This is a genomic window from Roseobacter ponti, assembly GCF_012932215.1.
Taxonomy (GTDB): domain Bacteria; phylum Pseudomonadota; class Alphaproteobacteria; order Rhodobacterales; family Rhodobacteraceae; genus Roseobacter; species Roseobacter ponti.
Genome location: NZ_CP048788.1, coordinates 1,989,083 through 2,011,199 on the forward strand (window position 1 = coordinate 1,989,083; position 22,117 = coordinate 2,011,199).

The following is a 22,117-nucleotide window of genomic DNA, read 5'->3' on the forward strand; positions in this document are numbered from 1 at the left end:
GCGAATGTGCCGGCACCGTGACCCGCGCCTCCCCGTCAATGATTTTCCATCCGTCCTGGTCCGGTTAGCGATCCCGAAAGCAACCCGTGAAGAGCGCACCCTGAATGATCACAGGGGAGAAACCCGGCGTATGCAGCCGGCACGATCCGCAAGGCACGAACCGGCATCGACGTTTTGCACTCCGGCCCCACAACAGTCCCCGGGCAAAGGTAACGCGTATTTCAGGGTGTGTTTTCCGGCGACTGTCCGGGTATGGCGTGTGTCAGCCCCCTTGAATGACGCCCCGCACGCCCCCATAACCAAGGGATCGACTTTCAAAGGTAATTTCCCAGATGGACCCCGCCTCCGCAACGCTTGATGCAGCTTTCTGGATCACAAGTTGCGTTATTCTCTTTCTGCTGGTTCTGTCCGGCTTTTTCTCAGGTTCCGAAACCGCGCTCACAGCGGCCTCTCGCGGTAAACTGCGCAGCCAGGCCGACAAAGGCTCGCGCGGTGCCGAACGCGCGCTGAAGATCACTGAAGACAACGAACGGCTTATAGGCTCGGTGCTGCTGGGCAATAACCTCGTGAATATCCTCGCGGCGTCGCTGGCCACGTCGATCTTTACGCGTGCTTTCGGCGAAAGTGGTGTGGCGCTTGCCACGCTGGTCATGACGCTTCTGGTGCTGATCTTTGCCGAAGTTCTGCCCAAGACCTATGCGATTACCAATTCCGAACGCGCCGCAGCCCTGGTCTCGGCACCGATTTCGATCATCGTCAAAGTGTTCTCGCCCGTTGTCGCGGCTGTGCGCTATTTCGTGCGCGGTGTGCTGCGTGTTTTCGGAGTTCGTATTGATCCGGACAGCAACATTCTTGACGTACACGCTGAGATCGAAGGCGCGTTGCATCTCGGTCACTCGGAAGGTGTGGTCGAGAAAGAGCATCGTGACCGGATCCTTGGCGCGCTCGATCTCAATGAGCGCGCGGTCGAAGAGATCATGCTGCATCGCTCCGGCATTGAGATGATCGATGCCAATGCAGAGCCCGAAACGATCCTTGAGCAGTGTCTGCAGTCGAATTACACCCGCCTGCCGGTCTTCAAAGAGGATCCGGAAAACATTGTCGGCGTGATCCATGCCAAGGATCTGCTGCGCGCGATGTACAAGATTATTGGTGGCCCTGAGGGGGACGCATCGAAACTGCGCGATTTCGACATCGCCGATGTGGCGATGAAGCCCTATTTCGTGCCCGAAACCTCGACCCTTGATGAACAGATGCGCCAGTTTCTGCGCCGCCGCACGCATTTTGCGCTTGTGGTAGATGAGTACGGGTCGCTGCAGGGTCTGATCACCCTGGAAGACATTCTCGAAGAGATTGTGGGCGAAATCACCGACGAATTCGACCCTGATGGCGAATACCCGGTGCAGCAGACCGGCGACGGGATGTATGTGGTCGACGGGGCAATGACGATCCGCGATCTTAACCGCGCGACCGACTGGAACCTGCCCGATGAAGAGGCCAACACAATCGCCGGCCTGGTCATTCATGAAGCGCAGATGATCCCGACAACAGGTCAGGTGTTCTCGTTTCACGGCTTCCGCTTTGAAGTCTGCGCGCGGGACGGCAACAGGATTACCGAACTAAAAATCAGGCCGCTCTGAAACGGGGTGTCGGCGGACCGGCCTCTACCGCGTGTAAGGCTCAACCGAGAGCGCCTGCATGGCGTAGCTCGTCTCAATCTCTGCCTGTCCGTCCACAAAGCTGAGGGTTTGCGTGCGGCTTTGCGCGCGCATCTCGCCGCGGATCCAGACCGGTTTATAAAGCCCGTCGACCGTAAAGCCGTCCTCAAAACTGACGAAAACCATCTGGTTGGCAGGTGGCGTGGGCGTGTGAATGCAGGCGCCGACATAAGGCACCAGCAAAAACTGCACAGCCTTCTCGCCGGTCATTTCCAGTGGGAGGATGTATCCCGGCATGCGCACGGGCGTTCCGTTAAGGTCGGGGTTGACCGACGTGGCGGCCAGCCTGCGCTCAGTCATCACGATATCACGCTGCCGGAACAGGTCGTCGGGATCGAGGCCTTCGGCAATCAGCTGATTGCGCAGGTTGTCGGCTTCTTCTCTGATCTGGCTGTCGTTTCCGTTCTCAAGCTGACCTTCCATGCGGAAAAGCCGCGCCAGATTGCCGATCTGTTCATAACCCATTTCCGCAAACGGATCGTGAAAGGGCCGGACTTCGGGCAGCAGATCGTCCCAGTTGATGGTACGTTCCTCGCTGGCCATCGCGGACTGTGCAAGAGCGACGGTCAGAACCAGTGCCAGCATCTGTGTGAAAAATCGGATCATTCCATAGTCTCCCGGTCAGAGCCGCATCGACAGGCCGTCCGCCAGGGTCATCCGGTAGACCCGTATGGCCGGAACAACAGCGGCAAGCAGACCAGAGCAGAAAACCGCAAGGATTAGAAGTGCCTCACGAAAAGTTGGCCATGTCAGCCCGATCCGCAACCCGAAGCTTTCGGCCAGTACCGGATCAGCGAAGCCGGTGATCACCAGCAGGGCCATATAGCCGAGAACAATGCCCGCGATCATCAGAAAGGCTGCCTCAATCAGGATAAGCGTGAGAATATCCACCGGTGTGGCCCCTGCTGATCGCAGGATGGCAAACTCACGACGGCGCACTTCGAGAGCTGCGGAGAGCATAACCACCATGCCGGTCACACCGGCGACCGCCACCGCTGCCGCCATCAGGCGCAACGCGGTTTCCGCAGTTCCCGTCAGTGACCACAGCTGCAGCAGCGCAACATAGGGCATGACCGCGCTCAGGGCGTCGCCGCGGTATCCGGCGACAATTCGCTGCACGGACAGGACGGCAATTTTGTCTGTCAGACCGACGTAGATCGCATTGATTGTGCCGGGCAGATGGCCGCGGTCCGCATCTCCTGCTGTGTCGTCATCGCCCCCGATGTGCTCCCCGGCATGACCATCCGGTGCGGCATCGGGATCAGGGTTTTGCTGTGTCACAGGCGCCTGAGGCGGAGTTGCAAAAGGATCGGCCGGTTGCCGGGCTGTGTTCTGGTGCAGGGTGTCAAAACCTTTGAGCGAGACGAAAACCATTCTGTCGGTCGCGGTGCCCGTGCGTTCAAGAACACCTGAGATCGTAAACGGCGCCTCATCGTGGATCTCAAAAGCCACCTGCCCGGATCCGTGTGCATTGACGATCACGCTGCCCGGTACATAGCCGAAGGCATCGGCCACCCCTGCTCCCACCACGGCGCCGTCTTCTGAGCGGAAAACCCCGCCGCTGCGAAACGCGAGCGGCTGTCCGCCGCTGTGGCGGAAGCGGTCGAAATATGCCGCCGAGGTGCCGATCACCGGATAGCCGCGGTGATTGTCACCCATCAGCAGCGGAACCGTCCAGCTGACCTGTGGCAGATCCGAGATCATCTGATAGCTTTCAGGGCTGATGCCGGTCCCGGTCGAGCCGACACCAAAGACCGTAGCCATCAGGATCTGCACATCGTTTCCGCGCGCGGCGACGATCAGATCAATGCCAGAGGCCGAGTTGGCAAACCCGGCGCGGGCTTCTGTGCGCAGGCGTTCAACGCCGAGGATCAGCGCCACACTCAGAGCGATGCCTAATACGGTAAGCAGAGCAACAAAGCCCCGGTTGATCAGGCTTTTCAGGCTTAGTTTCAGCATGGCACGCCCGCGCTCTGCAGATCGCGCAGATCTTCCGCCCGGTCGAAGTGGCGGGCAAGAGAGCGGTCATGGCTCACGAAAAGAAGGCTTGTCCCGGCAGCGGCGCATTCGCGCAGCAGCAGATCGACAAATCCGGTTTTTGCATCCTCATCAAGCGCCGAGGTCGGTTCGTCCGCCAGCACGACCCCCGGTGCGCCGATCAGGGCCCGTGCGGCAGCAACGCGCTGCTGCTGGCCGACGCTCAGCGCGCTCGCCGGTGCGTTCTGAAGAGCAGGGTCGCCCAGCCCCAGATCCCTTAGCAGGTGTGCTGCTGTTACTGCGGGATCCGGCCCCGCCTGCTGTCGTCTGATGCCGGAAAACCGGCAGGGCAGAAGGACATTTTCCACCGGGCTGAGCCAGGGCAGGAGATTGAAAACCTGGAATATGATCCCCAGATGCGCCGCCCGAAACCTGTCGCGCGCAGAGCCTGAGAGCGCGCTCAGATCCTGGCCCCGGACTGTGACCGTGCCGTCCGGAATGTCGATCACGCCCGCGATGGCGGCCAGCAGAGTGGATTTTCCGCTGCCGCTCGGCCCGGACAGAAACACAGTTTCACCCGCTTGCAGATCAAATCTGCCGATGTTCAGCACCGCTTCTGTGGCACCGGGCCATGTATAGTGCAGCGACTGGATCGAGATTGCGGACATAAGGTGATTTGTCAGCGGTTTCAGCAGGGTTGTCGAGTGAACAAATCAGGGAAGCGGCATTTTGCCCGGCACGCTGACCGCCACCAGCAGTGGCAGAAGCCGGATGCACGACTGTCGGTCCGATCTGACGGTCTCTGCCCATGGCGGTCTTACGCGCTCAGATCAGGCCCGAAGGCGTTCGCCATTGGGATCAAAGGGCGGCTCTTGCAGGATACGGGCCTTGTGGGGCTGACCAAGGATCATCACCTCAACCTCGTCGCCGGGTGCCGCGTCTTTCACATAGCCCAGGGCCAGGCTCCTGCCGACCGAATAGCCGTAAGCACCTGAGGTGACCCGCCCGATGCCCCTGCCGTTCCGGAAGACGGGCTCGCCGCCTGTGGCATCCGCGTTGGAAGCATCTGTCTGAGCCGCGTCGAGTTCCATCAGCACCAGCATTTCACGCGGAGCTCTGGCGAGGGTTTCCGCGACGGCTGCCCTGTTGAGGAAATCCTTGTCCATTTTGCAGAGGCGGTCGAGGCCGACCTCCTGGGGCCAGTATTCCGGAGAGTATTCGCGGCTCCAGGATCCGTATCCCTTTTCGACGCGCAGGCTCATCAGCGCGCGGCTGCCCACGGGGCCTGCTCCGAACTCTTTGCCCGCCTCAAGCAGCGCTTCATAGAGCTTTTTCTGGTCTTCGGTGGCGCAGTGCAGTTCCCAGCCGAGATCGCCGGTGAAGGACACTCTCAGCGCCAGCACAGGCACGCCTGCGATCTCCATCCGGGCGCTGCGCATAAACGGGAAGTCCGCTGTTGCAAGCGAACTGTTGGTCAGCCGCGCCAGCAAATCGCGCGCGGCCGGGCCGGCCACGTTGAACCCGCAGTATGCTTCGGTCAGGCTTATAAACTCCGTGCCTTCGGGCAGCGGAACGGATCTGAAAAAGCGCTGGTGATACCGCTCCGCAGCGCCGCCGCCGATGATCCAGAATTCTTCCTCTCCCAGCCGCGTTACGGTAAAATCACCGGCGATGCCGCCGCGTTTTCCAATCAGCGGGGTCAGACAGGAGCGGCCGACCGATTTCGGCATATTGTTGGCGAATACAGAATTCAGCCAGGCCTCAGCCCCCGGCCCTTTGCAGCGGTATTTTGCAAAGTTCGAAATATCGATAATGCCCGCATGCTCGCGCAGCATCCGGCATTCGGCGCCGACGGTGTCCCACCAGCCCTGGCGGGTGAACCCTTCGGTGACGTCTTCAGCACCTGGCGTATCGCCAAAATAAAGCGGATGCTCCCAGCCGTAGTTCAGACCGAAAACCGCGCCCATCTCTTTTTGCATCTCATAGACGGGCCGCGTGCGCACCGGCCGGCCTGCGGCACGTTCCTCCCCGGGGAAGTGGATTTTGAACCGGTGCGCGTACTGATCACCCACACGTGCTTTGGTGAAGGCCTTGTCTGCCCAGTCGCCGAACCGCGCCACATCCCAGGCGAACATGTCATAGCGGGTCTCGCCGGTGGTGATCCAGTCGGCAGCCAGCAGCCCCATGCCACCCGACTGCGAAAACCCGGGAATAATACCGTTACAGCAGAAGTAGTTGCTGAGTTCGGGCACCGGGCCAAAGAGCACATTGCTGTCCGGCGACCAGATCATCGGCCCGTTGATCACCCGTTTAATGCCGGCCTCGCCCACGGCGGGCACCCTGTCGATGGCGCGCATCATATTCTCTTCGATGCGCTCCAGATCATCTGCGAAAAGCTCATGGCCAAAGCCCTGCGGCGTGCCGTCCTCTGCCCAGAACCGCAGGTCTTTTTCATAGGCGCCGACAAGCAGCCCTTTGCCCTCCTGGCGCAGGTAATATTCGCCGTCCCGGTCCGCGACGGACGGCAGGCGGCGGTCCAGCCCGGCAATCTCCGCGATGGTTTCCGTGACGAAATACTGATGCTCAGTCGGTTGCAGCGGCAGCGTAATCCCTGCAAGGGCTGCAACCTCCCTGCCCCAGAGACCGGCGGCGTTGACCACCCATTCCGTTGCGATGTCGCCTCTGGCTGTGCGCACAACCCAGGTGCCGTCGGGTTGCTGTTCGGTTCCGGTGACCGGGCAGAACCGGATGATCTCCGCCCCGTTCTGGCGCGCGCCGGCGGCATAGGCATTGGTGACGCCCGACGGGTCCACGTTGCCGCCGTTTTCCTCGAACATGATGCAGCGGATGCCGTCGTAATCGACCAGCGGGTGCAGGGCTTCGGCTTCCTGGCGGTCAATCTCGCGGAACGGCAGGCCATAGTATTTTGCCTTTGCCGCCTGCAGGCGCAACTGGTGCGCCCGCGCCTCGGTCTGAGCGAGATAGAGGGACCCAGGCTGAAACACCCCGCAGGACTGCCCGGTTTCCGCTTCCAGCGCATTATAAAGATCCATCGTGTAGTTCTGGATCCGGGTAATGTTGTTGTTGTCGTGCAGCCCGTGGATATTGGCCGCCGCATGCCATGTCGAACCCGATGTAAGCTCGTCGCGCTCCAGCAGGACAACATCGCTCCAGCCCGCTTTGGTCAGGTGATAAAGGATGGAGCAGCCGATTACGCCGCCTCCGATGACAACGGCCTGAGCATGGGTGCGCATGGGAAAGTCCCTGATCTTTTTTGTGTTTCGCTGGTCCTGACCTTGCCCCGGCCATTATTAAGCCGGTTGCTCGTTCACGACATATCTGGTCGGCGGCTGACCATGCGCAGGGTTGGTGCGGATGACCCTTCGGCTGTCTGCTCCGGATCCAGTCCGGGCTGCGCCCCTGAAACAGCTTGCGTGCGACCGGTGGCATGCACAGACTGCACAGAACCTGACAAAGGATCTGCCAGCCCATGACACTGCCCGAAAACCGTCTGAAACACTGCCTGAGCAATACCGATGACCGCGTAGCGATCCATATTGTCACGATCCCCTCTGCCGTTGTGACCCAGGCCATGGCCGCCGCGGGGGCGGACGGGCTGATTATCGATATGGAGCACGGAGCCATCGATCATGCCTCTGCCCATGCGATGATCGCCGCCACTGCGGGGACGCATTGTGCTCCGATCGTACGGGTGCCGGAGATTGACGCTGCCGTTGTGAAACGGGTGCTGGATCTGGGTGCGGAAGGCATCTGTTTTCCGCTGGTGCGCACGGCTGAGGACGCCCGGCATGCGGTATCCTGCATGCGGTATCCGCCCCGCGGGGTGCGGGGGTTTGGCGCCTTTATCGCCCAGTCGCGCTGGCAGACGGACCTGCCCTCATTCCGGGAGGCGACAGAAGACAGGCTGATTAACATCCTGCTGATCGAAACAAGGGACGCGGTGCAGAATATTGAGGAGATCTGTGCGGTTGAGGGCATTGATCTGCTGGTGGTCGCCATGTTCGATCTGAGCACTGATCTGGGACACATGGGCGAGTTCGATCATCCGGTCGTGCGCGATGCGGTCGGCAGGATTGAGGCTGCGGCAAAGGCTGCCGGTCTTCCGCTGGGTGGCAATGCGCTGAGTCGGGAGATGGCTGACGGACTGTTTGACCGCGGCTACCGGGCGATTGCGGGGTTTGATCTGCTCTGGCTGCGGGCAAAGACCTCAGAGATAAAGGGCTGGACAGAAACCTGAGCCGGTGGCGCGTTGGTTGCGTTTCCGGCCCTTTGTGTTGGGGTGGCTCAGTGCTGACTGAGCGGTCCTGCGAATCAGATCTTCTGCATCGCGCGCAGAGCGCGTGTTGACGCCATCGCCCAGGCTCAGCCGGGCCATCCCCGAGGGCCGGCAGAAAAATCATCCCGGCTCCATCCCGTCCACTCCGGGGCGTAACTCACTGCAAACAGGACTCTCTGTTCAGGAGTGTCGTTTTTGGCGACCGGCGCGCGAGCGGTGGCATTAAATGGCCACATTCATCCGGTACGCAGATCGCCAGAACGCTGAAACCGGATCCCCGGGCCGGAGAGCCCCGCCGATGATAACGACAACTGAGATGATTGCTGATGCCCAACGAAGTAAAGCAGAAACGTCTGGCCGTTAAACACGTCAAACGCCGGTGTCACCGGTGTCATGGCTCTGGCAGCGCCAATTGTGTGACCTGCAATGGCACCGGGCGCATGTACAAGGGCCGCGATTACCACGGGCATGCCGTGACGGGCACCTGTGAGGGCTGCTTTGGCACCCGTTCGCGGCGGTGTTCTTATTGCAGCGGCGAAGGGTTCGCCTGACGGCAGATGCCCCGGGTCCCCTGACCGTATTTCAAACTGGCATCCAAAGCTTCGTTGTATCCGCTGCGTATCAGGGCGTCGCTGAGGGTTCCCGCGCCCGGTTACAGGTTGCTGAAACGTCAGTTTCTGTCGTTTTCAGGCAGGCCCGCGCGCCCGCCCGCGCACATTCTCAGGCCTGAAGAAACCGGAGAACCCTATGCAGACCACCACCCGTGTTGCCGTCATCGGCGGAGGCGTTGTCGGCGCGTCCGTGCTCTATCACCTCACCAAGCTGGGATGGTCTGATGTGATGCTGCTTGAGCGCTCTGAACTGACCAGCGGGTCTACCTGGCATGCGGCGGGCGGGTTTCACACGCTGAACGGCGACACGAACATGGCAGCGCTGCAGGGCTATACCATCCGGCTTTACAAAGAGCTGGAAGAGATCACCGGCATGTCCTGTGGTCTGCACCATGTGGGTGGGGTGACCCTCGCGGATAATCAGGACCGGTTTGACATGATGCTGGCCGAACGGGCTAAGCATCGTTTCATGGGGCTCGACACCGAGATTGTGGGGCCTGAAGAAATCCGCAGCATCGCCCCGATCACCAGCCTCGACGGCATCATCGGCGGGCTTTACGACCCGCTGGACGGACACCTCGACCCGTCAGGCACCACACATGCCTATGCAAAAGCGGCGCGGATGGGTGGGGCCACCATCGAAACCCACTGCATGGTGCGCGAAACCAGCCAGCGCCCGGACGGCACCTGGGATGTGGTGACCGACAAAGGCACCGTGCATGCCGAACATGTCGTGAATGCCGGCGGCCTCTGGGCGCGTGAAGTGGGTGCCATGGCCGGTGTCTATTTCCCGCTGCACCCGATGGAGCACCAGTATATCGTCACCGATGCGATCCCTGAGATCTATGAGCGTGATGCCGAACACCCGCATGTGATGGACCCGGCCGGCGAAAGCTATCTGCGCCAGGAGGGTCGCGGGCTCTGCATCGGCTTTTATGAGCAGACCTGTGCGCCCTGGGCTGTGGACGGCACGCCCTGGAGTTTCGGTCATGAACTGCTGCCGGATAACTTTGACAAAATCTCGGACAGTATTGAATTTGCGTACAAACGGTTCCCGGTGCTCGAGCGTGCGGGCATCAAATCGGTGATCCACGGCCCCTTTACCTTTGCGCCCGACGGCAATCCGCTGGTGGGTCCGGTGCCGGGGATGCGCAATTACTGGTCGGCCTGTGGTGTGATGGCCGGGTTCAGCCAGGGGGGTGGTGTCGGTCTGACGCTGGCGCAGTGGATAATCGAGGGCGAGCCTGAGCGCGATGTGATGGCGATGGATGTGGCGCGCTTCGGGCCCTGGATCAGCCCCGGCTACACGCGCCCCAAGGTGATCGAAAACTACCAGAAGCGTTTTTCCGTAGCCTACCCGAATGAAGAACTGCCCGCCGCGCGCCCCAACCGCACCACGCCCATGTATGACATCTTCACAGGTATGGGCGCCGTCTGGGGTCAGCAATACGGGTTAGAGGTTGCCAACTATTTCGCCAAAGGTGGTGAGCCGGCGTATGAGACGCCCTCCTTCCGGCGCTCGGATGCTTTTGAGGCCACGTCGCGGGAGGTAAAGGCCGTCCGCCAGGGCGTTGGAATCAATGAGGTTCAGAACTTCGGCAAATACCGGGTGAGCGGCCCGGGCGCGCGGACCTGGCTGGACCGGATTATGGCGGGCCGCGTGCCCGCTGAGGGGCGTCTGAGCCTCACCCCGATGCTCTCGCCGCGCGGAAAGCTGATCGGGGATTTCACCATTTCCTGTCTGAGCGAGGAGCTTTTTCATCTGACGGCTTCTTACGGGGCTCAGGCCTTTCACATGCGCTGGTTTCAGCAGAACGCAGACCCGGACGTCCGGGTCGAAAACATCTCGGATCAACTCACAGGGTTTCAGATCGCCGGTCCGCTGGCGCGGGATGTGCTGGCCGACTGCACGCGCACAGATGTCAGCGATATCCGTTTCCTTGATGTGCGACGACTGACCATCGGGATGACCGACTGCATCGTGCAGCGGGTGAGCTATACCGGGGATCTGGGCTATGAGATATATTGCGATCCGATGAGCCAGCGCGCGCTCTGGCACACGCTGTGGGCCGCAGGAGAGCCCCGTGGAATGGTGCCTTTCGGCATGCGGGCGATGATGTCGCTGCGGTTGGATCGCTTTTTCGGCAGCTGGATGTCGGAGTTTTCACCCGATTACACCGCGGCGGAGACAGGCCTCGACAGGTTCATCCGCTTTGGCAAAAACGCTGATTTCATCGGTCGTGCTGCCGCCGAAGCAGAGCGCTCTGCGGGCCCCGCGCGCCGTCTGGTCAGCTTTGAAGTCGATGCGGACGATGCAGATGTGCATGGCTATGAGCCCGTCTGGCTCGGAGGTGAGGTCGTCGGATTCTGCACATCGGGTGGCTATTCGCACCATGCCGGCAAATCGATTGCCATCGGCTTTCTGCCTGCGGACCGGGCAGATGAAGCACCGGACGTGCAGATCGAAATACTTGGTCAGATGCGGCCCGCCCGGGTGATCACCGAACCGCTCTTTGATCCTGACGCGGCACAGATGCGCGGCTGAGATACGGGCCTCTCGGCGTGGCATCCGGTAACCGGTGTGAGACCGGCCCTGCGGGGCTGTCACAGCTGCACCCCGTGATATAGCGTCGTGTCATGACCGAAGCGCCGCTGACCGACATTCCCGTGATCGTTCCTGCCGCCGGTGCCTCGCGCCGGATGCGGGGGGCTGACAAACTGATGCTTGAAGCGGGCGGTGTGCCTCTGCTGCGCCGCCAGGTGATGCGGGCGCGGGCGGCGACCCGGGGTCTGGTGATCGTCGCCCTGCCCCCGGCACCACATCCGCGCTGGGACAGTCTGGCGGATCTTGATGTGACGGGAATACCGGTGCCCGATGCGCATGAAGGGATGAGCGCCGGTCTGCGCCGGGCGCTGGATGCACTCGGGTCGGATGCGCGCGCGGTGATGATCCTCCTGCCTGATCTGCCGGATCTGACCACCGAGGATCTTCGCCTTGTTCTTGCTGCGGTCGCCCCTGCCGACGGCACTGCGATGTGGTGTGCCACGACACCTGATGGCAGGCCGGGACATCCGATTGTGCTGCACGCGTCGCTTTTCGATGAGTTGCGGGCGATCCGGGGCGACAAAGGGGCGCGCGCGATCCGCGAGAACGTCGCACGTGCCGGCAGGCTGCGCGGGGTTCCTCTCGGGGATGACCGGGCGCTGCGGGATCTTGACACGCCCGAGGCCTGGGAGGCCTGGCGGGCGCTGCAGGAAAAACCATGATCCACAACAGAAACGGGAGGGGAAATCCCCTCCCGTTTCCGTTAAGCCATGTCAAACGGATCGACATGGTCGCTGCATATTCCTGTCAGGCCACGGGGTGGCCTCTTTGATGTGCCGGAGCGCGCGGTGTCAGCGTGGGCCGCGCGGCGGTTCTGGCGGCAAGACCCTCGTAGGTCGCCAGCTCAGGGAATAATTCTTCAATCTCAAGGCGCTGCGCGTTGCCGATGCCATCGACCGGGCCCGCTGCGGGCTGATAGGTTTCACTCCAGACCCCATCGGCCAGCACGACCTCATGGGCCGCGCACATGAAATGAAGATAGGTGACCCAGGGCAGGTCGGCTGCACGAATGCCCGGCTGTGCCGTCAGGTGTTTGGCGGCAACGAAGACCTCGTCGGTCCCGCAGTGCAGCGCCGTCATATCGCCGGTTGAGAGCACCCGGTGGTTGGGGCTGAGCATCAGATCACGCGCAGGTCTGCCCTCTCCCAGAGCACCCGCGGGGATCCGCACGGGGCGCAGGTGCGGATGCTGGCTCAGATCAACGGTTGTCAGCCCGCGACAGCCTGTCCAGCAGATTTCCTGCGGGCCGTTGTCGCGCGTCATGACCCGGTCGCCGGGACGCAGGTCTTCCGCGGCACGGGTGCCGGCCGGGGTGACGATGCGCGCGCCGGGTACAAAGCAGTTCGGCAAAGGAACAGGGCTCAGTGTCGCAGCGCGAGGCTGTCCTGTGCTCTTTGCTGCGCTCGTCTGCCGCATAACTGTCTTTACCCTTTTCCGGTCCGGACCCCCGTCAGGGCAGCCCGAAACCGCATACTCATTACTACAGCGGCGCATCAGAACCGGAGGTCCCGCGCAACAAGGCGACACCATCAGACACCACAAAAACGCGTGGGTCTGTCCGGCCCTGATGCGTTGCCCGAAGGCCCCGCCTTGCTGACCGGTGTGACCCGGACCAGCACATAAAACCGTTTAACCGGCATGCGCGCCGTAAGAATTGTTAGGCCGGAGAGGCCCCGCCGCGAAAGTGAAATCTGACAGAAATGTGGCGGCCAGAGGCGCGAAAAACGGTGGCGGTTCAAAACGCCATGCTGTTTTCGGGCAGGACCACCGGTGATTGTTTCCGGAATGAACCTGACAGGAATTCATCAGATTTGCCATAAATTTCAGGTAAATGGCCCGGGCCCGTCAACGCCCGCGCGCTGGCGGATCTTTGACGTTACGTTTCCGGATCGTGAACAGAAGGCCGGTTTGCCGCGGGCATCACCGGTGCAGGAAAATGACAGATCCGTCGCTCCCCACATTCCCGGGGCAAAGACAATCTCGACGTATTGCCGCGACTGACACACGAGACGGAACCAATCGACCTGTGCTGCGCTGAATGCGGGCGAATCAATGGTGTCATCCCAGGCTCTCAACGGGCAGATGCGCGGCCGCGCGAGGGGTATGAACAAAGCCGGCAGAAAGCACCCGGAACGATATCATCGATTGCATATCCGGTCCGGTTCATCTGAAAGGGTCTCGCCTCCGGATCAGGCGGGCAAGGGAATTGCGGTGTGGTACCCAAGGCCGGACTCGAACCGGCACGCCTTGCGGCGGGGGATTTTGAATCCCCTGCGTCTACCATTCCGCCACTTGGGCACATCTGCGGATTATCCGAGCCCCTGCCCGTGGGCAAGCATAAACTGCTTTGCAAAAACTGCCGCAGACTTGACCTGGCGGGTCTGTCGTGTTCTGCCGCTCAGGCAACAATTGTACTGTGGATAACGATGCTCAGAAAGCTTTACGACTGGACACTCAGCATGGCCGAACACCGCCATGCGCTCTGGGTACTGGCATTTGTCAGCTTTATCGAAAGTTCGGTCTTTCCGATCCCGCCGGATATCCTGATGATCCCGATGATCCTCGCGGCCCCCTCGCGGGCCTGGCTCATTGCCAGCGTTGCCCTTGTGTTCTCCGTACTGGGCGGACTTCTGGGCTATGGCATCGGCGCGTTTGCTTTTGAAACAATCGGTCAGCCGATCCTGGAAAGCCTGGGCAAGGCAGAGCCCATGGCGGCCTTTAACGAGCGGTTTAACGATCTGGGTTTCTGGGCTGTTCTGACGGCGGGTGTGACGCCCTTCCCCTATAAGGTCATTACCATCATGTCAGGCTGGACCGGCATGCCGCTGATGACCTTTATCGTCACCTCCATCCTCGCGCGCGGCATCCGGTTTTATCTCGTCGCACTTCTGCTGTGGAAATACGGCGAGCCGATCCGTGACTTTATCGAACGTCGCCTGGGCCTGATGTTCATTCTCTTCGTTCTGCTTCTGGGCGGCGGGTTCTACGCGCTGAAATACCTGTGACCGGTCGCCAGGCGTTGTGGATGGCGACCCTCGGGTCGTTCTTTATGATCGCCGGCGCTCTGGCGTTTCAGTATATCGGTGGGCTGCCACCGTGCAAAATGTGCTACTGGCAGCGCTATCCGCATATCATCGCCATCGGCATAGGTGCGCTGGCTCTTGCGCTGTCAAACCGGGCCCTGATGATGGCAGGAGCGCTTGCGGCCCTCACAACTTCGGCCATCGGGCTCTACCATGCCGGCGTGGAGAAAGGGTTCTGGGAGGGGCCGACCACATGCACATCGCAACCGATCGGCGGGCTGACCACAGATGAGCTTTTTGATCAGATCATGTCGGCCCCTGTGGTGCGCTGTGACGAGATCCCCTGGGAAATGCTCGGGCTCAGTATGGCCGCATGGAACGGCGTGCTCTCCTTTGGTCTCTTTATCCTGTGGTGTCTGGCCCTGCGCCGCGCCTAGGTCGCTTTACGCGTCGACAAAAGCAGGCTCGTTTCACTTGCGGTGATCCCGTCGAGCCTGCGGATGCGCGCCAGGATATCATCAAACGCCTCCAGCGTCGTTGACCCGATTTCCACGATCACGTCCCAGCGTCCGTTCGTCGACCAAACATGACGCGCCTCGGGAAAGGCATTGAGCTGCCGGATGATCCGGTCGGTGCCGCGTCCTTCGATGGCGATCATCATCAGGCCGCGCACCGCGTCGCGCTGCTGGTCGTGTTTCATCACGACGGTAAAGCCCAGAACATCCCCGTTTTCCTCCAGTTTCGCGAGACGCGTGCGCACCGTGGCGCGCGACAACCCGAGACGCGATGCCAGCTCTGACAGAGGAGCGCGGGCGTTGTGCCTGAGCGCTGAGATCAGACGTTTATCCGTTTCGTCCATTTTGTGTGTCCGGTTTGATCAATTCGATGACATAATGTGCATAAATGATGCTTGTTCGCAATCCGGTCCGGTGACTATTCAGAGGCAACCCCTCACAACGGAGCGTATTATGGCGGACAAAACCTGTATTCTGATTGGTGCCCCGGTAGACAGCGGCAAACGCCGCGCCGGCTGCCTTATGGGCCCGGACGCCTACCGCACGGCGGGCCTCGGGCGCGCCATTATGGATCTCGGTCATGGTGTTGAGGACAGAGGCAACGTCGCCCCCCGCCCCTATACCGAACGAAGTGACCCGAAACTGCACGCGCCTGAGGAGACCATCGCCTGGACGGAAAGCCTGGCGGAAGCCGCTGAGGCCGGGCTGCGCGACGGGCTGCCGATTTTTATGGGGGGCGATCATGCCCTGTCGCTGGGCACCGTTCTGGGAGCAATGCGCCACGCCGAAGCCGAAAGCCGGCCGCTCTTTGTGCTCTGGCTCGATGCTCACAGCGATTATCACACGCCTGAGACCACAGACAGCGGCAACCTGCACGGCACGCCGCTGGGCTATGTGACCGCGCGCGGTGACTTCCCTGGCTTTCCGCCGGTTGCGACCCCGCTGCCGCAGGAAAACATCGCCATCATCGGGCTGCGCTCGGTTGATCCGGCCGAACGCAGTGCGTTGCAGCAAACCAGGATCCAGCGTGTCGACATGCGCGACATAGACGAAAACGGCATTGCCCGGCCTCTGGGCGCGTTTCTTGAGCGTGTGGCGGCTGCAGGCGGCATGCTGCATGTCTCGCTCGACGTGGATTTCCTTGATCCTGCCGTGGCGCCCGCTGTCGGCACCACGGTTCCGGGCGGTGCCACGATCCGCGAGGCGCATCTGGTGATGGAAATGCTGCACGACAGCGGGCTGATGACCTCGCTCGATCTGGTGGAGCTGAACCCGTTTCTGGATGAGCGCGGGCGCACAGCACAGGTCATGGTCGATCTTGCCGCTTCGGCTCTGGGTCGCCGGGTTTTTGACCGCCCGACCCGTGCTTACTGATACCTTTGCAGGCGGGCCCCCCGGTCCCGCCGCGTTTCTGATCCGCCCTGAAAGGCCGCTGACATGACCACGCCGACCCCTTCTGACAAAGCCTTTGTGCCCTTCGTTTCCGTCGATCACATGATGCAGCTTATCCATCACATCGGTGTGCCGCAGATGCTGCGCGGGCTGGCTGACTATATCGAAGAGGATTTCCGTCGCTGGCAGCTCTTTGACAAAACGCCCCGCGTGGCCAGCCATTCCGCCGAAGGCGTGATCGAGCTGATGCCGACCTCGGACGGAGAGGTGTACGGTTTCAAATATGTAAACGGTCACCCCAGCAATACAGCCGAGGGGTTGCAGACGGTGACTGCCTTTGGCCTGCTGGCGGATGTGGCCTCGGGCTATCCGGTGCTGCTCTCGGAGATGACAATGCTGACAGCGCTGCGCACGGCGGCAACCTCGGCGCTCGTGGCACGGGTGCTGGCCCCTGAGGGTGCTACATGCATGGCGATGATCGGCAACGGCGCGCAGTCGGAGTTTCAGAGCCTTGCGATGCAGGCGATCTGCGGTATCACCGAAGTCCGGCTTTTTGACATCGATCCTGCTGCCACGCGCAAGTGCGCGGCCAACCTTGCAGGCTCCGGGTTGAACGTTGTTGCCTGCGGCAGCGCGGAAGAGGCCATTCTGGGCGCACAGATCATCACCACCTGCACAGCTGACAAGCAATATGCCACCATCCTCACGGACAATATGATCGGTGCCGGTGTGCACATCAACGCGATCGGCGGCGATTGTCCGGGTAAGACTGAGCTTGCGCCTGCGATCCTGCACCGGGCTGAGATCTTTGTGGAATACCCCGAACAGACCCGCATTGAAGGCGAGATCCAGCAGCTGGGCGATGATCACCCTGTCACTGAATTCTGGCAGGTTCTGAGCGGTGATGCGCCGGGCCGCCGTTCGCCTGAGCAGATTACTCTTTTTGATTCCGTGGGGTTCGCAATCGAGGATTTCAGCGCTCTGCGCTATGTGCGCGACAACATCCGCGGCACAGCGCTCTTTCACCCGCTCGATCTGCTGGCCGATCCGGATGATCCGCGTGACCTTTTCGGCATGCTGCAGCGCGCAAAGGGCTGAGTTCGGCCGTTCCGGGGTTTGCCCGGAACCAGGGCATGATGTGCGCGGGCCGGCAGGGCCGCGCGCCTCCGGATCAGAGCGGATGGGTTCTGGTCACGTCATGGCCGTAAAGCCACCGGAACCGGCGCATCATCAGCCCCGGTGCGGCTCGGCTGCCCAGTGACAGCGCCAGATGCGCCGCAGTGCGCGCCAGCCCCGGGCGCAGGTGATAGTTGCGCGCATTTGCGCTGGCGGCATCAATGACGCGCTGCACGCGTTTCCGGCGCGCTGCCGGATAGGCCGCGAGACCTTCCGCGCTCAAAGCACAGGCGGCCAGAACCCATGCATCTTCCAGTGCCAGATTGGCCCCCTGGGCCAGAAACGGCAGCGTCGGATGGGCTGCATCCCCCAGAAGCGCCACACCGTCCCGAACCCAGGTGTCGGCCACCGGATGCCGGAACAGACCCCAAAGGCTCACGTCTTCCGCCTGCGACAGCAGATCTGCGACCGGTCCGCCGAAGCCGGCAAAGGCTGCGCGGAGATTGGCCGGGTCGTCGGCGTGATGCCAGCCTTCTTCGGCCCAGGCGTCGCGCTCCTGCACCGCTACGAGGTTCATCAGCTCACCCCCGCGCAACGGATAGCGGACCACGTGGCATCCGGGCCCCATGCTCACGCGCACCTCGCGGGTGGTTGTCTGTGCCGGCACGAGGGCGCGCCAGGCGACCTGCCCGGTAAAGGCGGGCCCGGGTCCCGTCCACACCGCCGCGCGACCCACAGAATGAATGCCATCCGCACAGACCACCAGTTCTGAGCGCATCGTACCGCCATCGGCCAGCTCGATCTCCGGCACCGGTCCGGGAAAAACGCGCGTGACCCGGCGGCCCATCTCAAAGGATACATTGCCCTGCCGGGCCGCGCGCGCCAGCAGGCCAAGCAGATCCGCGCGATGCACAAAAAGGTACTTCTGGTCCGGCAGCCTCCGCAGATCCAGCCGCGCAACCGTTCTTCCGCGCTCATAATCCTCAAGCACCACCGCGCCGGCCTCAACAGCGCCTGCGCGCATCAGCGAAGCTTCAAGCCCCAGGCCGCGCAGCACCGCAAGACCGTTGGGGCTGATCTGGATCCCGGCACCGGTTTCGCGCAGCTTCTCAGACTGCTCCACCAGGGTGACGGCAACGCCACGTTTCGCAAGGGCCGCCGCACAGGCCAGTCCACCGATGCCGCCACCCAAGACAACCGCGTTTCTGGCCAGCCTCTGCCTCACCGGGCAAAGCAAAGGCGCCGGAGGTAAACCTCGGGCGCCCGCCGTGTCATTTCAGTCAGATGTGCCAGATCAGTCGTCCCGGTGAACCTTTTCGCGCCTTTCGTGACGCTCCTGTGCCTCAAGGCTCATGGTCGCGATGGGGCGCGCGTCCAGACGCTTCAGCGAGATCGGCTCGCCGGTCACGCTGCAGTAACCGAATTCGCCTTCATCTATCCGGCGCAGAGCGCTGTCGATTTTGCTTACCAGTTTGCGCTGGCGGTCGCGGGTGCGCAGTTCAAGCGCCCGGTCGGTTTCTTCGGAGGCACGATCCGCCACATCGGGAATATTACGGGTGCCGTCCTGCAGACCTTCAATGGTGTCACGGCTGCCGGCGAGCAGTTCTGACCGCCATGTCAGGAGCTTGCGGCGAAAATATTCGACCTGACGGTCATTCATGAACGGCTCGTCTTCTGCCGGACGATAATCATCCGGCAGGAAATTTTCCTGTTTCATCTGCTTCCCCTCAACCTGGCTAATGTCTTCCATCTGCACCTGTCCTCAGGCATCACGCCTCTGTGGCCAGGGGATAGCGCAGTCATTGATAATTGTCACTACACAATCCTGTCCTTTCCCGGCTAAAAGCACATTCAAAAGGTCATTCTAAAGGGTTGACAACAGCATGAAATTCCAGAGCACAGACGACTATGTCGCCACAGATGATCTCACCATTGCGGTGAATGCCGCGGTCACGCTGGAGCGTCCTCTCCTTGTCAAAGGCGAACCCGGTACGGGCAAAACCGAGCTGGCCCGCCAGGTTGCCCGCAGTCTCGGTCTGCCGATGATCGAATGGAACATCAAATCCACAACACGCGCCCAGCAGGGGCTTTATGAATACGATGCCGTCAGCCGCCTGCGCGACAGCCAGCTGGGCGACGAGCGGGTGCATGACATCTCCAATTATATCCGCAGGGGCAAGCTCTGGCAGGCTTTTGAGGCGGAGGAGAAAACGGTCCTTCTGATCGATGAAATTGACAAAGCCGACATCGAGTTTCCCAACGATCTGCTGCAGGAACTGGATAAGATGGAGTTCTATGTCTACGAGACCGGCAAGACCATCCGTGCCCGTCACAGACCCATCGTGATCATCACATCCAACAACGAAAAAGAGCTGCCTGACGCTTTTCTGAGGCGCTGTTTTTTCCACTATATAAGGTTTCCGGAGATGGAGACCCTGCGCAGGATCGTGGCCGTCCACCACCCGGGGATAAAAGAAGCGCTGCTTACAACGGCGCTGACGCAGTTCTTTGAAATACGCGAGCAGCCGGGGCTGAAAAAGAAGCCGTCGACCTCGGAAGTGCTCGACTGGCTGCGTCTGCTGCTGGCGGAGGACATGACTGCGGAAGACCTGAAAACCGACACAAAAAATGCACTGCCGAAGCTGCATGGCGCGCTGCTGAAAAATGAGCAGGATGTGCATCTCTTTGAGCGGCTTGCATTTCTTGCGCGCAACGGGCGCTAGACAAACGCCACCCGACCTGCCTAGAGTACCGTGAAACGGACACGTTTTAACTTCCTTAATGACCTGCGGCGATAATGATCGCGGGCAAAGGACGAGGCAGACGGGCAGGCCATGACAGAGAAAACGAATCCCGCAGTGCGTGCACTGCGTGAGAGTGATAAACCGCAATGGTCCGCTCTCTGGACCGCATATCTAAAATTTTATGAAACCTCGCGGCCGGCGGAGATCCACGATCTCTACTTTACCCGCCTTCTTGGAAACGATCCTCAGGATTTCAACTGCATTGTTGCCGAAGCAGATGGGCGGCTGGTTGGCCTGACGCACTATCTTTTCCACAGGCACGGATGGTCTGAGGCCAACACCTGCTATCTGCAGGATCTGTACGCAGATCCGGACGTGCGCGGTCAGGGCATCGGACGTGCGCTGATCGAGGCGGTCTATGCCGCAGCCGATGAGGCGGGTGCCGGATCGGTCTACTGGCTCACCCAGGACTTTAACACCACTGCCCGTCAGCTCTATGACCGGATCGGCGTCCAGACACCCTTCATCCGGTACAACCGCAAATGATGCGGCGTCTGGTTCTGCCGCTCGTCATCCTGCTTGCAGGCTGTGCCCCCGCCACCCAGAACAATACCGCGTCGCGCGCCGTTTTCGGCGAGGGCATCCTCCCGCCGATGAAAACCTTCGCGCCGCAAAAGCAGGCGCAGACGACGAAGTCCAACACCGGTCTTGCGCGTGACTTCATGGAGCTTTCTTTCCGGATGGAAAGCGGCCGCGCCCTGCCCGTGTTCACCCGGTTCGAGGGGCCCGTGACGGTGCGGATGACCGGCAATCCGCCGGCCACGATGAAGGGCGATCTGAACCAGCTGATCACCCGGCTGCAGACCGAGGCACAGATCCCGATCAGCGTCACCACCAGCGCGGATGCCAATATCACCATCCAGGCCGTGCCCCGCTCATCGATTAAAAAGGTTCTGCCACAGGCGGCCTGTTTTGTTGCACCTAACGTCGGCTCGATCCGTGAATACCGGTCTGCACGCCGGGCGCCACAGACCAACTGGACCCTGCTGCAGACCCGTGAGCGTCTGGCGATTTTCATTCCCAACGATTCCAGCCCGCAGGAAGTGCGCGATTGTCTGCATGAAGAACTGGGCCAGGCGCTGGGGCCGCTGAACGATCTTTACCGGTTGCCGGATTCTGTATTTAACGATGACAATGTGCACACGGTGCTCACCGGGTTCGACATGATGATCCTGCGCGCGACCTATGCACCGGAGCTGCGCTCGGGCATGTCACCTCAGGAAGTCGCAACCCGCCTGCCCGCCATCTTTGACCGCATAAATCCCGCCGGGCGCAAACAGGCTGCTGCCCCGGCCAGCCCGACCCCGCAGGTCTGGAACCAGTCGATTCAGACTGCCCTCGGCCCGGGCGCAGATTACGCCCGCCGCCAGGTGGCCTCCGATACGGCGCTGCGCATCGCTGTAAACGAAGGATGGACAGACAACCGTCGCGCCTTTGCGCATTACGCCCGTGCGCGCCTGCTGCAGGCCAGCGACAGCGAGGCGGCGCGCCGTCAGTATGAGATTGCGGACCGGTTTTATGCCCGTTCGCCGCAAACCCGCCTGCACCGCGCCTACGTTGCGACACAGCTTGCCGCTTACGAGCTCGCCGACGGCGATCCGGTGGCCGCGCGTTCGCTGGTTGAGCCACACATCAGCATTGCGGCACAGTCTCAGAATGCCTCTTTGCTTGCCACGCTGCAGCTTCTGCGCGCTGAGAGCTTTGCGATGGAAGGGCGAGCCGATGAGGCCCGGGCGGTCAGGCTGGACAGTCTGGGGTGGGCGCGATACGGGTTTGGCGCGGACTGGGTTGTGCGGGCGAAACTGCGCGAAATATCGGCCCTGAACCGCCAAAACGCACCGGCCTGATCCCGCCCCGGCGGAATAAAGCCGCAGGAGAGCACAGATGATCGTTATTCTCGGAGCCGTTCTGGGCGCCCTTATCGGCGGGTTTACCGCAAAAAAACGCGGGGGAAACCGCAAGGATATCGCCCAGTATGCGGCGGGGTATGCCATGGCCTTTGTCGTCGTGAGCCTGGTTCTGACCGTGCTGCTTGACCGGGCCCTGCTCTGAAGGAACC

General features: G+C 61.4%; 20 protein-coding genes and 1 tRNA gene. 12 read left to right on the top strand and 9 right to left on the bottom strand.

Annotated elements, in window-relative coordinates; translation table 11 throughout:
* The first annotated feature begins 332 nt into the window (after nt 1-332).
* Nucleotides 333-1,640, top strand: a complete 1,308-nt coding sequence (locus G3256_RS09530; RefSeq protein ID WP_169640597.1) for an HlyC/CorC family transporter — start codon at nt 333-335, stop codon at nt 1,638-1,640.
* A gap of 24 nt (nt 1,641-1,664) precedes the next feature.
* Here the strand turns inward: G3256_RS09530 and G3256_RS09535 are convergent, their stop codons facing one another.
* The 4 genes from G3256_RS09535 to G3256_RS09550 form a co-directional block, all read right to left on the bottom strand.
* Nucleotides 1,665-2,324 (bottom strand): DUF3299 domain-containing protein, encoded by a 660-nt coding sequence (locus G3256_RS09535; RefSeq protein ID WP_169640598.1) that lies wholly within the window; start codon nt 2,322-2,324, stop codon nt 1,665-1,667.
* A gap of 15 nt (nt 2,325-2,339) precedes the next feature.
* The gene (locus G3256_RS09540) at nt 2,340-3,677 is read right to left on the bottom strand and encodes an ABC transporter permease (protein ID WP_169640599.1); all 1,338 of its coding nucleotides are present in this window, start codon (nt 3,675-3,677) and stop codon (nt 2,340-2,342) included.
* Nucleotides 3,671-4,363 carry an ABC transporter ATP-binding protein gene (locus G3256_RS09545; RefSeq protein WP_206040724.1) on the bottom strand — a complete coding sequence of 231 codons (693 nt, stop codon included), beginning with the start codon at nt 4,361-4,363 and terminating at the stop codon, nt 3,671-3,673. Before G3256_RS09545 ends, G3256_RS09540 begins: the two co-directional genes overlap by 7 nt.
* 162 nt (nt 4,364-4,525) lie before the next feature.
* Entirely contained in the window at nt 4,526-6,949 is a 2,424-nt protein-coding gene (locus G3256_RS09550; RefSeq protein ID WP_169640600.1) for a GcvT family protein, read from the bottom strand.
* Between the two features lie 236 nt (nt 6,950-7,185).
* Between G3256_RS09550 and G3256_RS09555 the strand changes: the two genes are divergently transcribed.
* From G3256_RS09555 to G3256_RS09565, 3 genes are all read left to right on the top strand, one after another.
* Nucleotides 7,186-7,953 (top strand): HpcH/HpaI aldolase family protein, encoded by a 768-nt coding sequence (locus G3256_RS09555; RefSeq protein ID WP_169640601.1) that lies wholly within the window; start codon nt 7,186-7,188, stop codon nt 7,951-7,953.
* Nucleotides 7,954-8,739: 786 nt separating this feature from the next.
* Complete coding sequence (locus G3256_RS09560; protein ID WP_169640602.1) at nt 8,740-11,148, top strand: GcvT family protein; 2,409 nt, start codon at nt 8,740-8,742, stop codon at nt 11,146-11,148.
* Between the two features lie 92 nt (nt 11,149-11,240).
* A complete protein-coding gene (locus G3256_RS09565) occupies nt 11,241-11,870 on the top strand; it encodes a nucleotidyltransferase family protein (RefSeq protein WP_169640603.1) in 630 nt (209 codons plus the stop codon).
* Between the two features lie 85 nt (nt 11,871-11,955).
* Here the strand turns inward: G3256_RS09565 and G3256_RS09570 are convergent, their stop codons facing one another.
* Together G3256_RS09570 and G3256_RS09575 are read right to left on the bottom strand one after the other, a co-directional pair.
* On the bottom strand, nt 11,956-12,624 hold the full coding sequence (locus G3256_RS09570) for a Hint domain-containing protein (RefSeq protein WP_169640604.1): 669 nt from the start codon (nt 12,622-12,624) through the stop codon (nt 11,956-11,958).
* A gap of 798 nt (nt 12,625-13,422) precedes the next feature.
* Nucleotides 13,423-13,506, bottom strand: a tRNA-Leu gene (locus tag G3256_RS09575).
* A gap of 128 nt (nt 13,507-13,634) precedes the next feature.
* Between G3256_RS09575 and G3256_RS09580 the strand changes: the two genes are divergently transcribed.
* Nucleotides 13,635-14,213 (top strand): YqaA family protein, encoded by a 579-nt coding sequence (locus G3256_RS09580; RefSeq protein WP_169640605.1) that lies wholly within the window; start codon nt 13,635-13,637, stop codon nt 14,211-14,213.
* On the top strand, nt 14,210-14,668 hold the full coding sequence (locus tag G3256_RS09585; RefSeq protein WP_281359580.1) for a disulfide bond formation protein B: 459 nt from the start codon (nt 14,210-14,212) through the stop codon (nt 14,666-14,668). The genes G3256_RS09580 and G3256_RS09585 overlap by 4 nt, the downstream gene beginning before the upstream one ends.
* Here the strand turns inward: G3256_RS09585 and G3256_RS09590 are convergent.
* On the bottom strand, nt 14,665-15,090 hold the full coding sequence (locus tag G3256_RS09590; RefSeq protein WP_169640607.1) for an Lrp/AsnC family transcriptional regulator: 426 nt from the start codon (nt 15,088-15,090) through the stop codon (nt 14,665-14,667). The genes G3256_RS09585 and G3256_RS09590 overlap by 4 nt on opposite strands.
* A 109-nt stretch (nt 15,091-15,199) precedes the next feature.
* Between G3256_RS09590 and rocF the strand changes: the two genes are divergently transcribed.
* Nucleotides 15,200-16,120, top strand: a complete 921-nt coding sequence (gene rocF / locus G3256_RS09595) for an arginase (protein WP_169640608.1) — start codon at nt 15,200-15,202, stop codon at nt 16,118-16,120.
* Between the two features lie 63 nt (nt 16,121-16,183).
* Nucleotides 16,184-17,236 (top strand): ornithine cyclodeaminase, encoded by a 1,053-nt coding sequence (locus G3256_RS09600; protein WP_169640609.1) that lies wholly within the window; start codon nt 16,184-16,186, stop codon nt 17,234-17,236.
* 73 nt (nt 17,237-17,309) lie between these two features.
* On the opposite strand, the gene G3256_RS09605 is transcribed toward G3256_RS09600, so the two are convergent.
* Together G3256_RS09605 and dksA are read right to left on the bottom strand one after the other, a co-directional pair.
* Nucleotides 17,310-18,446, bottom strand: coding sequence for an FAD-dependent monooxygenase (locus tag G3256_RS09605; protein WP_246227510.1), 1,137 nt, complete (start codon nt 18,444-18,446; stop codon nt 17,310-17,312).
* 102 nt (nt 18,447-18,548) lie between these two features.
* The gene (dksA, locus tag G3256_RS09610) at nt 18,549-19,004 is read right to left on the bottom strand and encodes an RNA polymerase-binding protein DksA (protein ID WP_169640610.1); all 456 of its coding nucleotides are present in this window, start codon (nt 19,002-19,004) and stop codon (nt 18,549-18,551) included.
* A 133-nt stretch (nt 19,005-19,137) separates the two neighbouring features.
* Here dksA and G3256_RS09615 point away from each other — a divergent pair, with 133 nt between their 5' ends.
* The 4 genes from G3256_RS09615 (at nt 19,138) to G3256_RS09630 (ending at nt 22,110) form a co-directional block, all read left to right on the top strand.
* Entirely contained in the window at nt 19,138-19,977 is an 840-nt protein-coding gene (locus tag G3256_RS09615) for an AAA family ATPase (protein WP_169640611.1), read from the top strand.
* Between the two features lie 111 nt (nt 19,978-20,088).
* A complete protein-coding gene (locus tag G3256_RS09620; protein ID WP_169640612.1) occupies nt 20,089-20,544 on the top strand; it encodes a GNAT family N-acetyltransferase in 456 nt (151 codons plus the stop codon).
* The gene (locus G3256_RS09625) at nt 20,541-21,905 is read left to right on the top strand and encodes a DUF2927 domain-containing protein (protein WP_246227512.1); all 1,365 of its coding nucleotides are present in this window, start codon (nt 20,541-20,543) and stop codon (nt 21,903-21,905) included. The genes G3256_RS09620 and G3256_RS09625 overlap by 4 nt, the downstream gene beginning before the upstream one ends.
* A 37-nt stretch (nt 21,906-21,942) precedes the next feature.
* Nucleotides 21,943-22,110 (top strand): apolipoprotein acyltransferase, encoded by a 168-nt coding sequence (locus G3256_RS09630; RefSeq protein ID WP_169640613.1) that lies wholly within the window; start codon nt 21,943-21,945, stop codon nt 22,108-22,110.
* Nucleotides 22,111-22,117 lie beyond the last annotated feature (7 nt).

Bases quoted from the DNA above. Each gene is read 5' to 3' on its own strand.
- G3256_RS09620 (WP_169640612.1), top strand. From the start codon at position 20,089: ATGACAGAGAAAACGAATCCCGCAGTGCGTGCACTGCGTGAGAGTGAT.
- rocF (WP_169640608.1), top strand. From the start codon at position 15,200: ATGGCGGACAAAACCTGTATTCTGATTGGTGCCCCGGTAGACAGCGGC.
- G3256_RS09545 (WP_206040724.1), bottom strand. From the start codon at position 4,363: ATGTCCGCAATCTCGATCCAGTCGCTGCACTATACATGGCCCGGTGCC.
- G3256_RS09540 (WP_169640599.1), bottom strand. From the start codon at position 3,677: ATGCTGAAACTAAGCCTGAAAAGCCTGATCAACCGGGGCTTTGTTGCT.
- G3256_RS09565 (WP_169640603.1), top strand. From the start codon at position 11,241: ATGACCGAAGCGCCGCTGACCGACATTCCCGTGATCGTTCCTGCCGCC.
- G3256_RS09580 (WP_169640605.1), top strand. From the start codon at position 13,635: ATGCTCAGAAAGCTTTACGACTGGACACTCAGCATGGCCGAACACCGC.
- G3256_RS09560 (WP_169640602.1), top strand. From the start codon at position 8,740: ATGCAGACCACCACCCGTGTTGCCGTCATCGGCGGAGGCGTTGTCGGC.
- G3256_RS09600 (WP_169640609.1), top strand. From the start codon at position 16,184: ATGACCACGCCGACCCCTTCTGACAAAGCCTTTGTGCCCTTCGTTTCC.
- G3256_RS09590 (WP_169640607.1), bottom strand. From the start codon at position 15,090: ATGGACGAAACGGATAAACGTCTGATCTCAGCGCTCAGGCACAACGCC.
- G3256_RS09570 (WP_169640604.1), bottom strand. From the start codon at position 12,624: ATGCGGCAGACGAGCGCAGCAAAGAGCACAGGACAGCCTCGCGCTGCG.
- G3256_RS09535 (WP_169640598.1), bottom strand. From the start codon at position 2,324: ATGATCCGATTTTTCACACAGATGCTGGCACTGGTTCTGACCGTCGCT.
- G3256_RS09625 (WP_246227512.1), top strand. From the start codon at position 20,541: ATGATGCGGCGTCTGGTTCTGCCGCTCGTCATCCTGCTTGCAGGCTGT.
- G3256_RS09550 (WP_169640600.1), bottom strand. From the start codon at position 6,949: ATGCGCACCCATGCTCAGGCCGTTGTCATCGGAGGCGGCGTAATCGGC.
- G3256_RS09630 (WP_169640613.1), top strand. From the start codon at position 21,943: ATGATCGTTATTCTCGGAGCCGTTCTGGGCGCCCTTATCGGCGGGTTT.
- G3256_RS09615 (WP_169640611.1), top strand. From the start codon at position 19,138: ATGAAATTCCAGAGCACAGACGACTATGTCGCCACAGATGATCTCACC.
- G3256_RS09555 (WP_169640601.1), top strand. From the start codon at position 7,186: ATGACACTGCCCGAAAACCGTCTGAAACACTGCCTGAGCAATACCGAT.
- dksA (WP_169640610.1), bottom strand. From the start codon at position 19,004: ATGGAAGACATTAGCCAGGTTGAGGGGAAGCAGATGAAACAGGAAAAT.
- G3256_RS09530 (WP_169640597.1), top strand. From the start codon at position 333: ATGGACCCCGCCTCCGCAACGCTTGATGCAGCTTTCTGGATCACAAGT.